Annotated in this window: 11 protein-coding genes; 9 read left to right on the top strand and 2 right to left on the bottom strand. The window is 70.0% G+C overall.

What is annotated here, in order from left to right; all coding sequences use genetic code 11:
• Positions 1–9: 9 nt before the first annotated feature.
• Both ACREYQ_RS18360 and ACREYQ_RS18355 read left to right on the top strand, forming a co-directional pair.
• Positions 10–573: a YggT family protein gene (locus tag ACREYQ_RS18360; RefSeq protein WP_432261633.1), complete on the top strand. Its 564-nt coding sequence runs from the start codon at positions 10–12 to the stop codon at positions 571–573.
• 145 nt (positions 574–718) lie between these two features.
• On the top strand, positions 719–1,006 hold the full coding sequence (locus ACREYQ_RS18355; protein ID WP_432261632.1) for a hypothetical protein: 288 nt from the start codon (positions 719–721) through the stop codon (positions 1,004–1,006).
• Between the two features lie 53 nt (positions 1,007–1,059).
• Here ACREYQ_RS18355 and ACREYQ_RS18350 read toward each other — a convergent pair whose 3' ends face one another.
• Positions 1,060–2,058 (bottom strand): LysR family transcriptional regulator, encoded by a 999-nt coding sequence (locus ACREYQ_RS18350; RefSeq protein WP_432261631.1) that lies wholly within the window; start codon positions 2,056–2,058, stop codon positions 1,060–1,062.
• A gap of 61 nt (positions 2,059–2,119) precedes the next feature.
• Between ACREYQ_RS18350 and ACREYQ_RS18345 the strand changes: the two genes are divergently transcribed.
• Both ACREYQ_RS18345 and ACREYQ_RS18340 read left to right on the top strand, forming a co-directional pair.
• Positions 2,120–3,718 carry an MFS transporter gene (locus ACREYQ_RS18345; RefSeq protein ID WP_432261630.1) on the top strand — a complete coding sequence of 533 codons (1,599 nt, stop codon included), beginning with the start codon at positions 2,120–2,122 and terminating at the stop codon, positions 3,716–3,718.
• A gap of 249 nt (positions 3,719–3,967) precedes the next feature.
• On the top strand, positions 3,968–4,807 hold the full coding sequence (locus tag ACREYQ_RS18340) for an IclR family transcriptional regulator (protein ID WP_432261629.1): 840 nt from the start codon (positions 3,968–3,970) through the stop codon (positions 4,805–4,807).
• Between the two features lie 15 nt (positions 4,808–4,822).
• Here the strand turns inward: ACREYQ_RS18340 and ACREYQ_RS18335 are convergent, their stop codons facing one another.
• The gene (locus ACREYQ_RS18335) at positions 4,823–5,644 is read right to left on the bottom strand and encodes a phytanoyl-CoA dioxygenase family protein (RefSeq protein WP_432261628.1); all 822 of its coding nucleotides are present in this window, start codon (positions 5,642–5,644) and stop codon (positions 4,823–4,825) included.
• Between the two features lie 255 nt (positions 5,645–5,899).
• Between ACREYQ_RS18335 and ACREYQ_RS18330 the strand changes: the two genes are divergently transcribed.
• The 5 genes from ACREYQ_RS18330 to ACREYQ_RS18310 all read left to right on the top strand — a co-directional run bounded on the left by ACREYQ_RS18330 (position 5,900) and on the right by ACREYQ_RS18310 (position 12,032).
• Positions 5,900–6,826: an AAA family ATPase gene (locus tag ACREYQ_RS18330; RefSeq protein ID WP_432261627.1), complete on the top strand. Its 927-nt coding sequence runs from the start codon at positions 5,900–5,902 to the stop codon at positions 6,824–6,826.
• Between the two features lie 5 nt (positions 6,827–6,831).
• On the top strand, positions 6,832–7,875 hold the full coding sequence (locus ACREYQ_RS18325; RefSeq protein ID WP_432261626.1) for a DUF58 domain-containing protein: 1,044 nt from the start codon (positions 6,832–6,834) through the stop codon (positions 7,873–7,875).
• Positions 7,872–9,842 carry a transglutaminase TgpA family protein gene (locus tag ACREYQ_RS18320; protein WP_432261625.1) on the top strand — a complete coding sequence of 657 codons (1,971 nt, stop codon included), beginning with the start codon at positions 7,872–7,874 and terminating at the stop codon, positions 9,840–9,842. The genes ACREYQ_RS18325 and ACREYQ_RS18320 overlap by 4 nt, the downstream gene beginning before the upstream one ends.
• A gap of 112 nt (positions 9,843–9,954) precedes the next feature.
• Positions 9,955–10,443 (top strand): MarR family winged helix-turn-helix transcriptional regulator, encoded by a 489-nt coding sequence (locus ACREYQ_RS18315; RefSeq protein ID WP_432261624.1) that lies wholly within the window; start codon positions 9,955–9,957, stop codon positions 10,441–10,443.
• Positions 10,440–12,032 carry an MFS transporter gene (locus ACREYQ_RS18310; RefSeq protein WP_432261623.1) on the top strand — a complete coding sequence of 531 codons (1,593 nt, stop codon included), beginning with the start codon at positions 10,440–10,442 and terminating at the stop codon, positions 12,030–12,032. The genes ACREYQ_RS18315 and ACREYQ_RS18310 overlap by 4 nt, the downstream gene beginning before the upstream one ends.
• Positions 12,033–12,183 lie beyond the last annotated feature (151 nt).

Below are 12,183 nucleotides of genomic sequence, written 5' to 3'. Positions count from 1 at the left end.
AACGCACCGATGTTCTCGGAAATCGCTCTCTTCCTGCTGGATACCGTCTTTACCCTGTTCGGCATGGCGCTGCTGCTGCGCGTGTGGATGCAGCTCACACGGCTGCCGACGCGCAACGCGGTCTCCCAGGGGGTGTTCCAGATCACCGACTGGCTGGTGCGGCCGCTGCGCCGGGTCATCCCGGGCGTGGGCGGCATCGACTGGGCCACGATCATGGCCGCCTGGCTGACCGCGGTGGTGTTCCTGGCGCTGGTCGCGCTGATCAGCGGCCTCGACCTGCCCGGCTTCCTGCCCGCGATGCTGCTGACCGCCTTGCTCTATGTGCTGAAGTGGGCCATCAGCCTGGTGATGTGGGTCACGCTGCTGTTGGCGATCCTGTCGTGGGTCAACCCGCATTCGCCGATCACCCCGGCTGTCGACCACCTGACCGCGCCGGTGCTGCGCCCGATCCAGCGCGTGGTGCCACGCCTGGGCGGCTTCGATATCTCGCCGCTGGTCCTGTTCGTGATTGCGCAGGTCTTGCTGATGGTGATTGCGCGGCTGGGCGCCGGCGTGTTCGGACTGCACTACTGACACCCGGCGCAGGGGCCACCCGGAATATTGTCCACGGGTCTGGACAGTGTGTCGCGGATTGACCCTTTTTCTGACCAGTGCGTAGTCCTACATTACAGGTCAACGCGGCGCTAATGCCACGCTCCCTGCCAAGAAGGACTACACCATGAAGACCATCACCCAACGCCGCAGCCTGGCGCTTTCCCTGTTGTGCGCAGTCGGCCTGTCGTTTGCCGCCGCCGCCCACGCCTCTGAACCCGTTTCCGCTATTTCCGGTAACGCCCGCCTGGACGGCAGCATCGCCCACGCGGGCAAGGCCGATCCGTTCCTGGACGGCGCCCGCGTTGGCAAGCCCGACCCGTACACCGACGGCGCCCGCGTTGGCAAGCCTGACCCGTTCACCGACGGCGCCAACGTCACCGACCGCCGCGACGCGTTCACCGACGGCGCCTGAGCCGCAGCAGTTTCCCTTGCCACGGCCCCGGCCGTGGCGGCCCGCCGGCGTCCTCAACCCGCCGGGCGGGCCTCTCCCTCCGCCAGCCCTGTCGCGGCTGTATCCGTTCCGGTCTCCAGTCCCGGCTGGCTCCCTGTCTCGGCTCCCGCCTGCGGCGCCAGCTCCGACACCATCATCGATTCGATCGCTTCCATGAAGGCGCGCACCTTGCGCGGTTGCAGGCGCCGGTCCGGCAGCAACGCGAACACGCGCAGCGGCGGCAACGGATAGTCAGGCAGCACGCGCACCAGCCGCCCTTGCGCGATCTCGGCTTCGCAATAGATGACCGACAGCCGGGCGATGCCCAGCCCCGCCAGCGCGCCTTGCAGGCGCAGTTCGGCGTTGTGGGTCTGCATGCGCGGGCGGATCGGCACGGACACGGTCTGGCCGTCGCGGGTGAATTCCCAGACGGTGTCGCCGGGCGTGGTCAGCGTCGGCATATTGGCCAGGTCTTCCGGGCGCAACTGCGCCGGCAGGCTGGCCGCCAGCGCCGGCGCGGCAAAGAGGCCGCGCTCGACGTGATAGATGCGGCGCGCCACCGTGCCGGAATCCGGCAGGTCGGTATCGACGACGACAAAGGCCACGTCAAACCCGTCGCGGATCGGATCGACCATGCCCTGGGTGATTTCCACGGCGACATCCAGCGCCGGATGCGCCGCCAGCGTGCGGCAGATCACGCCGCCCAGCTGCTGGGCGCCGAATTCATAGGGCGTGGCGATGCGCAGCACGCCCTGCACGCGCTCCTCGCGCGCCAGCGTTTCCTGGCGGATCTCGCGCAGCCGCGCAAACAGCGGGGCGACATCGCGATAGACCGCCTTGCCCGCGTCCGTAAGGCGCATGCGCCGCGTGGTGCGCTCCAGCAGCTTGGCGCCAATCGCGGTTTCCAGCCGCGCCACGGCGGCCGACACGCGCGACTTGGGGCAGTCCAGCTGCTCCGCCGCGGCCGTGAACGTCCCCTGCTCGACCACGCAGCAGAACGCCTCCCAATCATTCCATTGGATTGTTTCGTTCACCGGACAATGTTTCCCTGACAAGCTGTAGTTCTCGACGGCAGACCTACATTATGCTTGAGCGATGCAACAAACGCCTGTCCCGGCTGGAGCGGACGCCTTAGCCCCCGCACTTCCAGCAGCCCCCGCCACCGTCTCCACACCACAGCGCCCGCGCATGCAACTCGCCAGTCACCCGGAAATGGGTCACTGGCGTCTTTCAATGTTCGGCCTGACGCTAGGGCTGGTGACCGGCATCGACTTCTCTTCCACGCTGATGATGGGCGTGGCCAGCCAGCACATCCAGGGCGGCGTCGGTGCCGCGCCGGACGACTATCTGTACGCGATCTCGGCCTACGCGGCCACCGCGGTGCTGATGAACATGGTGCTGGACCAGGTCGCGCGCCGCACCACGTACAAGCGCTTCACCATCGGGTCGCTGCTGGTGTTCATCCTGGGCTCGCTGATCTGCGCCGAGTTTGCCAGCCCCACCGGGCTGATCACCGGCAAGGCGGTGCAGGGTCTGGGCGCCGGCGGCCTGTTCGCGGCCTCGCGCATCCTGGTGCAGCTGGTGTCGACGCCGGCGGAACGCGGCCCGCTGATGCTGCGCTTTGGCGGCGGCTCATTCTCGATGCTGGCGATCACGCCCTGGCTGACCAGCATCTTCCTGGACGATATCGGCTGGCGCGCGGTGTTCCTGTTCCAGGCCGGCATTGCGCTGCCGGTGCTGCTGTCGGTGGCGCTGACCTACCCAACCCGCGCCGCGCGCGACCCGCACCCGCCGGTATCGACACTGGACTGGCCCGCCGCCATCGCCGCCGCGCTGGGCGCGCTGGTGTTCCTGCACACCTTGCAGGAGATGCGCTACACGCGCTTCTTCAGCTCGCTGGAAATGCCGCTGGCCGCGCTGTGCGGGCTGGCGCTGTTCGCCTTCAGCGGCTGGCGCCTGTATCGCCATCCGGATCCGTGGATCGACTTCTCGCGGCTGGCCGGGCGCCAGTACCTGTACGGCCTGGGCTTCTACACGCTGTATTACCTGATGTCGTCGGCCTGGTCGTTCCTGCTGCCTTCGCTCACGCAGACCGGGCTGGGGCTGACCTTCCGCACCACCTGCATGCTGTTGTCGACCAGCGGCACGATATCGACCATCGGCGCCGTCGTCATCACGCTGGGCATGGCGCTGGTGTTCCGCAAGCGGCGCGTGATCGCCATCGGCTTTATCGTCTACGCCTGCGCGGCGATGCTGCTGTCGCACCAGCTGATGCCGGGCGCGCCGGACTACGCGCTGGTGCCGGTGGTGCTGCTTGAAGGGCTGACGCCGGTGCTGCTGATGGTGCAGGTGGCGTCGATGACCTACCTGGAGGTGCCGGTCGAGGACTTCTCGCACGCCTACCAGTTCAAGAACGTGTGCAAGCAGATCGCCTCGGCCATGGGCACCGGCCTGGCCAGCGTGTTCATGCAGGACGGGCTGGCCCAGCACCGCACCCATCTGGTGGAGCACATCACCCGCTTCAACCCGGTGCTGCAGGCGCCGGATGCGCTGTCGGCAAGCGCTCTGGCCAGGATCTCGCTGGAAGTCGACCGGCAGGCCACGCTGCTGGCCGGCATGGACATGCTGCACGGTTTTGCCGTGTCGTGCGTGGTCGCGGCGGTATTCGTGCTGGCGCAACGGAGCTTCCGCTAAGGCCCCCTCGGGAGCTAATGCCGTTCAGTTAACCACTGTCGTTCCCGCGCAGGCGGGAACCCAGTGACTTCATCCCCAAAGGGGACGTGAAAGACGCTGGATTCCCGCCTGCGCGGGAATGACGGTAGCGTTTGATACCTTAACTGAACGGCATTACCCCCCCGGGGGCAGCACTGGCGCAATCCCGGCATTTCCTCTACCCTTTCGGCCTTTCCGTGCCAATCCGGCGAACCGCGCCGGGCTACGTAGATGGCCAGTCCCGCCGATCCCCGCCAGAGCTCACTGCAAGCACCGCAGACCGCCGACAGCGCCGCCATGCCCGAAAAGCCGAGCGATAGCTATGTGCAGTCTTTTGCACGCGGGCTGTCGGTCATCCGGGCCTTCAACGCGCAGCATCCGGCCCAGACCCTGACCGAAATCGCCCAGGCCAGCGGCCTCACGCGCGCCGGCGCGCGCCGCATCCTGCTGACGCTGGTGGGACTGGGCTATGTGCAGGCCGACGGGCGCCTGTTCCGCCTGACGCCCAAGATCCTGGACCTGGGCTTCGCCTACCTGACCTCGATGCCGTTCTGGAACCTGGCCGAGCCGATCATGGAGACGCTGTCGCAGCAGGTGCATGAAAGCTGCTCGATCTCGGTGCTGGACGGCACCGAGATCGTCTACGTGCTGCGCGTGCCGGCGCGCAAGATCATGACCATCAACCTGTCGATCGGCAGCCGCCTGCCGGCCTATTGCTCGTCGATGGGCCGGGTGCTGATGGCCGGCCTGACCGAGCCGGAGCTCGACAGCGTGCTGCGCGCCACCGACCTGCGCGCGCGCACCGGCCGCACCGTCACCGACCCGGACACGCTCAAGGCCATCGTCGCCGATGTCCGCAAGCGCGGCTGGGCGCTCAACGACCAGGAGCTGGAAGAAGGTCTGGTGTCGCTGGCCGCGCCGATCCGCAACCGCGCCGGCCATACCATTGCCGCCATCAATATCAGCGGCCAGGCCAACCGCACCAGCGCGCAGGAGATGCTGGAGCGTTTCCTGCCGCCGCTGCTGGAAGCTTCCGGGAAAATTTCAGGGCTGGTCGGGCTGCGCACCTGAGCGCAGCCGCGGCGGTCAGACTGCCACGGGCAGCTCCACGCTGCCGAACTCGGCCGAGCGCGTGCCGTCCAGCGGCCGGTTGCTGGCCCCGAAATACGCGAACGCCACCGACAGCTTGACCGCGTTGGACGCATTGCTGCCGGCCGCATGGAACAGCCGGCTGTCGAAGCACAGCACATCGCCGCGGTGCAGCGCCAGCGGCTGCGCCGCATCCAGCAGGGGCTGGCTGGCCGGGTGGGCCTCGATCAGGAATTCAGCCGGGTCCAGCTGGCCCGGCTCCAGCTTGGCCTGGTGCGAGCCCGGGATGACGCGCAGCACGCCGTTGCGCTCGTCCTCGTCGCCCAGCGCCAGCCACACCGTCACCAGCTCCGGCCGGGCAAACGACCAGTAGCGCGTATCGCGGTGCCATCCGGTCTGGCTGCCGTAGTGCGGATGCTTGGTCATGACGCAGTTGTGATGCGCCAGCGTGATGCGCGCGGGCTCGCCCAGCAGCGCCTGCACCACCGCCACCAGCTTCGGATCGCTGGCCCAGCGGCGGAATACCTCGTCGCGTCCGTAGGCCTGGCGCAGCCGTCTGACCGTGCCGCCGCCGGCGGCATCGCGCGCAGGCGGCGCGCCCGGATAGCCCAGGTCGGCCTCGAACTCGACCGGCGGCACTGCCCCCGCCAGGTGCTCACGCGTCACCGCCTCCAGCGCCGCGCATGCCCGCTCATCGGCAAAGCCGCGCAGGATCACGAAACCGTTGGCATGGAAGGCCTGCGCCAGGCGCGGCAGCGCGCCGGCATCGGCAGACAGGACGGAGGAAGGCAGGTCGGCGCAGGGATCCAGCGTGGTCATTGCAGCAGGCGCGGCACGGGCAGCGGAAAGAGGAATGGGAAGGGCCGTGGTGGCCCGACAGGCTCATGATGCCAGAACCAGCGCAATCTGGTGCAGCCGTTGCACCATAAGCATGCACGCAGCGCCCCGCTGCTGCTGCCTGCGTACGGAAACAGACGGTGCCGCGTGCCGCCCGCGCCGCTACAATGCGCTGATCCTCGCCCGATATTCCCTGCATCCGCCCGCTTTTCCACCTTTTTCGCGTCGAGGTCCAACGTGACTGCCCGCCCACGCATCGTCGCTTCGCTGGCCGAGGCCCAGGCCCAGCTGGGCCGCATTATTCTTGGCAAGCCGCAGCAGGTGCGGCTGGCGCTGGCCTGCATGCTGGCGCGCGGCCACCTGCTGCTGGAAGACGTCCCCGGCGTGGGCAAGACCACGCTGGCCCAGGCGCTGGCGCGCACGCTGGGGCTGCAGTACCAGCGCGTGCAGTTCACCAGTGACCTGCTGCCGGCGGACCTGATCGGGGTCTCGGTCTTTGTCCGCGACGCGGGCGAGTTCCGCTTCCATCGCGGCCCGGTGTTCGCGCAGGTGGTGCTGGCCGACGAAATCAACCGCGCGCCGCCCAAGACCCAGAGCGCGCTGCTCGAGGCCATGGCCGAGCGGCAGGTGACCCATGACGGCACCACTCACGCGCTGCCGTCGCCGTTCTTCGTGATCGCCACGCAGAACCCGCTGGAGCAGATCGGCACGCATGCCCTGCCCGAATCGCAGCTGGACCGCTTCACCATGCGGCTGTCGCTGGGCTACCCCGACCCCGCCTTCGAGCGCGTGCTGTACCTGGACGGCGCCAGCACGCCGGAGCTGCCCGCGGTGATGGATGGCGCCCAGGTGCTGGCGCTGCAGGAGGCTGCCGCACAGGTGCACGCCAGCCCGGCGCTGGTCGATTACGTGCTGGCACTGGTGCAGGCCACGCGCAGCCACGGCGGCTTTGCCGCGGGGCTGTCGCCGCGCGCCGGGCTGGCGCTGCTGGCCTGCGCACGCGCATGGGCCCTGCTGGCGCAGCGCGACATGGTGCTGCCCGAAGACGTGCAGGCGGTCTTCACGGCAGTGGCCGCGCACCGGTTGTTGCCCGCCGGCGCCGGCGGCCACGCAGCCGTCGACAGCCAGCTGGCCGCGCTGCTGGCCGGCGTGGCGATTCCCTGAAGGCCATGGCGGCGCGCAAAGGCGTGCTCGGCGGCTTGCCAGGCATCGCACAGCGCCGCCGGGCAAGCCGGCGCCCGCCCGGCGGAGCCGGCGGCGCAGTGCTGCTGGACCGCCGCCATCTCTATATCCTCCCCACGCGCGGTGGTAGCGGCTTCGCAGTGGTGCTGGGCGCGATGCTGCTGACCTCGCTGAACTACAACGTCAGCCTGGGTTTTGCGCTGACCTTCATGCTGGCCGGCATCGGCATGTCGTGCATGTGGCTGGCCTACCGCAACCTGCTTGGCCTCGCCGTGGCCGCGGGTCCGGTGGCGGCGGTCCATGCCGGGCAGGATGCCGTGTTCCAGGTGCGCGCCGACAGCCGCGACGCCAGCGCCCGCATCGGCATCGAAGCCCGCGTGCCCACGCTGCCAGACGTGGCCACCGCCGTGCTGACGCTCGATGGCAATGCCGGCGGCATGCTGGCCCTGCATGTGCCGGCGGCGCGCCGGGGCCGGCTGGCACTGCCGCGCGTGGCGGTCGCCAGCCGCTTCCCGTTCGGGCTGTTCCGCGTCTGGAGCTACGCGGACCTGGAGATGTCGACGCTGGTCTACCCCGCGCCCGAAGCCAATGCCCCGCCGCCGCCCGCCGTGCACCGCCCCGACGATGGCGACGGCGCGCATGCAGCCGCCAGCGCGGCAAGCAGCGACGACGGCATCGACCAGCTGCGCCGCTACCGCAACGGCGACCCGCTGCACCGCATTGCCTGGAAGCACAGCGCGCGCACCGGCCGCTGGCTCAGCCGCGCCGGCGATCCGCCGCAGCTGCCGGCCCGCTGGCTGGACTGGCACGCGCTGCCCGCCGGCATGGAGGCCGAGGCCCGGCTGTCGCGGCTGTGCGCCTGGCTGCTGGCCGCCGGTGACGAGGCCGAGATCGGCCTGCGCCTGCCTGGCGTTGAACTGCCGCCGGCGCGCGGCGCCAGCCACCGGCGCGCCTGCCTGGAAGCGCTGGCGTTGTGGCCGCAACGGCCTGCCGCATACCGAACTGAAGTCCGCCCCCGGGACCGCGCGTGAAACCCTTCGCGCGCCCGCTGCGGCATGAAGACCATGGCCTGCTCCTCGGCCAGCTGGCGCTGGTGCTGGCGCCGCAGGCGCGCACGCTGCCGGTGGCGGTCAGCCTGCTGCTGGTGCTGTTGCTGGGGTGGCGCTGGCTGCTGTGGCGGCGGCGCGCGCCGCTGCCTTCGCGCTGGATGCTCGGCACGACCGCGACGCTGGTGCTCTTGCTGGCCGGCGCCCTGGTGTGGCAGGACGGCGGCGGCATGGGGCGCGAGCTTGCCGTGGCGCTGCTGGGCGCCTTTGTCGTCCTCAAGCTGCTGGAATGCCGCGCGCTGTCGGACGCGACGCTGGTCACGCAGCTGTCGTTCTACCTGCTGCTGACGCTGTACCTGTCCGACCAGCCGTTCTGGCTGGCCCTGTACAGCCTGGCGATCGGCGCGTGGGTGCTGCGCAACTGGCTGCTGCTGCATCACCCCGAGGCGCGCAGCCGGCTGGCAATCTGGCCGCTGCTGGGACGCATGGCGCTGCTGGGGCTGCCATGGGCGCTGGCGCTGTTCGTGCTGTTCCCGCGGCTGGAGCACCCGCTGTGGCAGCTGCCGCAATCGGCGCCGCGCGGCACCACCGGCATCAGCGACACCATGCGGCCGGGCAGCGTCGGGCAGCTGATCCGTTCGCCCGAAGTGGCCTTGCGTGCCGAAGTTGCCGGGCCGCCCCTGCCCGCGGCGGTGCTCTACTGGCGCGCGCTGGTGCTGTGGGAATACGACGGCACCACCTGGCACCCGTCGCGCCAGCGCCGGCAGCAACTGGCACCCGCTCCCGTTGCCGGCAACACGGATGGCATCGACGTCAGCGTCACGCTCGAACCCAGCCAGCAGCACTGGCTGTTCGCGCTGGACCGCGGCCAGGCGCTGTCCGCCGGCGCAGATGCCGCCGCCACGCCCGACGGCGAGTTCATGGTGCGCCGGCCGGTCGACCAGCGCATCCACTACCGCACGCATTCCACGCTGTCGCCCGCGCCCGAAACGCTGACACCCGCCACGCGCCGGCTGGCCCTGAGCCTGCCGCCCGGCAATCCGCGCGCCCGCGCGCTGGCCGCCCAGTGGGCGGAACGTGATGCCGATCCCGCCGCGCGCGTGCAGGCCGCGCTGCGGCTGTTCGCGGCCGCCCCCTTCGCCTATACGCTCAGCCCGCCGCCGCTGGGCAGCGAACAGGTCGACAGCTTTGTGTTCGACACCCGGCGCGGCTTCTGCGAGCACTACGCCGGCAGCTTCGTCTTCCTGATGCGCGCCGCCGGCGTGCCCGCGCGCGTGATCAGCGGCTACCAGGGCGGCGAGTACAACCCCATCGGCAATCACTACGTAGTGCGCCAGTCCGATGCCCATGCCTGGGCCGAGGTCTGGCTCGACGGCCGCGGCTGGGTGCGCGTGGACCCGACCGGTGCCGTCGCCCCCAGCCGGATCGAGCAGGGGCTGGATGCGGTAGTGGGCAGCGACGCCGCCGACTGGCGCCCGTCGCAGCAACCGGCGTGGCTGAAGGACTTGCGCTGGGCCTATGAGGGCGCCGTCTACACCTGGCAGCGCTGGGTGCTGCAGTACGACCATGCGCAGCAGCAGCGGCTGATGCTGGCACTCGGCGCCGGCGTGGGCGCCGGGCAGTTGCTGGCCGGCGTGCTGGGTGCGCTGTGCCTGCTGGCGCTGGTGCCGCTGTGGCGGCGCCGCGGGCCGGCGGATCCTGTCGATGCGGCCTATGCCCGCTTCTGCGCCCTGCTGGCCCGCCATGGCTGCGAGCGCGCCCAGGCCGAAGGCCCGCAAGACTTCGCCACCCGTGCCAGCGCGCGGCTGCCGCGCGCGGCCGACGCGATCGCTGCCGTCAACGCCGCCTATGTCGGCTTGCGCTACGGCAACCTGCCGGCCCCGCGCCATGCGCAGGCGCTGGCAGCGATGCGGGCGGGCATTCGCCAGATCGCCGCGGACTTACGCCGTTAAGCCCATTGCCAGCCCTGCACTGACAGAATTAGCTTCGTTCGATATAATTACATACGTAACTATATCGAATGCAACCGATCCGCCGCTCGCGCGGATCGCAACCCCTCCCGCCATGTCCTTTGAGCAACGCATCGACCGCTTCTGCGCCAGCCATCCCGAAGCTCCGCGCGACCTGATCCTGGCCTCCAGGCTGCTGCTGCGCACCGCGCGCCTGCTGCGCGGCCATATCGACCAGGCGCTGGCGCCCTTCGAACTGGACATGAGCCAGTACCTGCTCCTGAGCATGCTTGCCGTGGATGAGAACCAGCCCAGCATGCCGTCCGAGCTGAGCGCCACGCTCGACGCCACGCGCACGCAGATGACCCGGCTGCTGGACGGGCTGGAAGCACGCGGGCTGCTGCGCCGGCGCGCGTCGGCCAGCGACCGCCGCAGCCTGGAGCTGACCCTGACCCCGGCCGGCCGCCGGTTGCTGGAACGCGCTGCGCCAGTGGTGCATGCCGCCTACGGCGAGGCCTGGGCACCGCTCGGCGCGGGCAGCCTGGCCGGCGCCACGCGCGCGCTGACCCAGTTGCACCAGACCCTGGAGGGGCTGCAGCCATGAATTCCGGCTCGCCGTGGCAGCCGCTGTGGCGGTTGCGCGTCAGCATGCGGTGGCTGCGCTGGCTGAGCCACCGGCAGCGCCAGACCCTGCTGATGATGCTGCTGGCACTGGCCACTGGCGTGGAGTTCCTCGAGAACATCATGTTCGTGTTTGCCTCCAGCCATATCGTCGGCGGCCTCGACGCCGACCCGCGCGGCTTCGCGCTGGTGCAGGCGGCCTACGCGGTCGGCAGCATGCTGATGATCCTGAAGCAGCAGTGGCTGTCGCGCCGGTTCGGCTACCGCTACTACCTGACGGGGGCGCTGCTGCTGTTCATGGCCGGCACGGTGGTGGCCGCGACCAGCCAGGCGCTGCCGCAGATGGTGGTGGCACGCTTTATCCAGGGTGTGGGCGGCGGCGCGCTCTTCACCAGCTGCCGCATCCTGGTCAACGTGCTGTTTGGGCCGACGGCGCGCCCGCGCGCCACCCGCATCTTCATGATCGGCATCTTCTCGGCGTCGGCGCTGGGCCCGGCCCTCGCCGCCGAACTGATCGACCATGGCGTATGGCAGGACGTGTTCTACGGCGTGCTGCCATTCGCCGCGCTGGCTACATTGGGCGCCTGGCTGTTGCTGCCGGATGCCGAGCCGCGCGCCGATGCCGGCAGCCGCGGCGGCCCCGCGCTGGGCCCGCTGCTGCTGTTCGGCGCCGCCATCGTGACGCTGCAGGCAGCGCTGACCGAGGCGCGCTTCGACGTGTTCTCGCACCCGCTGCGCCTCACGCTGGTGGCCGCCGCCGGGCTGGCGCTGCTGGCCGTGTTCCTGTGGCAGCAGTGGCACCACAGCGAACCGGTGCTGCACCTGCGCGCGCTGCGCCAGCCGGTGTACCTGGCCGGCCTGGCGATGTACTTCGTGTACTACATGATCAGCAACCTGAGTGGCTACCTGTTCCCGATCTATGCCGAGCAGGCGCTGAAGATCCCGCTGGCCACCGCCGGCTGGCTCAATACCTTTGCCGCGCTGGTCAGCCTGGCCGGCATCTTCGTCTACCTGCAGGTGGCCCCGCGCCTGACGCGCAAGAAGCCGCTGATGGTGGCCGGCCTGCTGCTGATGGCCGCCACGGCATGGTGGTTCTCGCAGATGCCGCCCGATGCCGGCCCGCCGGCGCTGGCCTGGGGACTGGTCGGCAAGGGGCTGTTCGGCGTGCTGGTGATCATCCCCATCGCCGGGCTGACCTTCCGCGCGCTGAGCCCCGATGAATTCGCCCACGGCTACCGCAGCAAGAATCTGATGCGGCAAATCGCCAGTTCCTTTGCCTCGGCGCTGGGCGCGGTGCTGCTGCAGAACCGGCAGTTCGCCGTGCATGACAGCCTGCTGCACGCGGTGGGCCAGCGCCCTGCCGAAACCGGGCAATGGATGGCTGCGATGCAGGCGGCACTGGCCGCGCGCGGCTTCGATGCGGCACAGGCACACCAGGCCGCACTGGCGCAACTGAGCGGACTGATCGAACAGCAGGCCAGGCTGATTGCCTGCGAGGATATCTATCGGCTGATTGCCGTGCTGGCGCTGGGCGCGGCAGCGTACATGCTGGTGCAGCGGCGGCTGGCCTGAAGCCTGTGCGAATGGCGACACCGGTCCTGTCAGGACTGCGCTGGCTGCGGGTCAGGCTATGGGGCTGCTGCGGGACGACTGCGGAAATCAGGGAGAAGCGATGGCACCGCGCGCGAGGCGATGGCGCGGACGGGTCGCAGTGCCGGCGGAC

Source organism: Cupriavidus sp. TMH.W2 (assembly GCF_050847365.1).
In the GTDB taxonomy this organism is placed as follows: domain Bacteria; phylum Pseudomonadota; class Gammaproteobacteria; order Burkholderiales; family Burkholderiaceae; genus Cupriavidus.
The sequence above is the reverse complement of the archived record's forward strand: the minus strand, read 5'-3'. Positions and strand labels throughout refer to the sequence as shown.

Excerpts from the sequence above, each read along its gene's own strand:
- ACREYQ_RS18360 (WP_432261633.1), top strand. The coding sequence starts at position 10 with ATGTTCTCGGAAATCGCTCTCTTCCTGCTGGATACCGTCTTTACCCTG.
- ACREYQ_RS18355 (WP_432261632.1), top strand. The coding sequence starts at position 719 with ATGAAGACCATCACCCAACGCCGCAGCCTGGCGCTTTCCCTGTTGTGC.
- ACREYQ_RS18345 (WP_432261630.1), top strand. The coding sequence starts at position 2,120 with ATGCAACAAACGCCTGTCCCGGCTGGAGCGGACGCCTTAGCCCCCGCA.
- ACREYQ_RS18340 (WP_432261629.1), top strand. The coding sequence starts at position 3,968 with ATGGCCAGTCCCGCCGATCCCCGCCAGAGCTCACTGCAAGCACCGCAG.
- ACREYQ_RS18335 (WP_432261628.1), bottom strand. The coding sequence starts at position 5,644 with ATGACCACGCTGGATCCCTGCGCCGACCTGCCTTCCTCCGTCCTGTCT.
- ACREYQ_RS18325 (WP_432261626.1), top strand. The coding sequence starts at position 6,832 with ATGGCGGCGCGCAAAGGCGTGCTCGGCGGCTTGCCAGGCATCGCACAG.
- ACREYQ_RS18315 (WP_432261624.1), top strand. The coding sequence starts at position 9,955 with ATGTCCTTTGAGCAACGCATCGACCGCTTCTGCGCCAGCCATCCCGAA.
- ACREYQ_RS18310 (WP_432261623.1), top strand. The coding sequence starts at position 10,440 with ATGAATTCCGGCTCGCCGTGGCAGCCGCTGTGGCGGTTGCGCGTCAGC.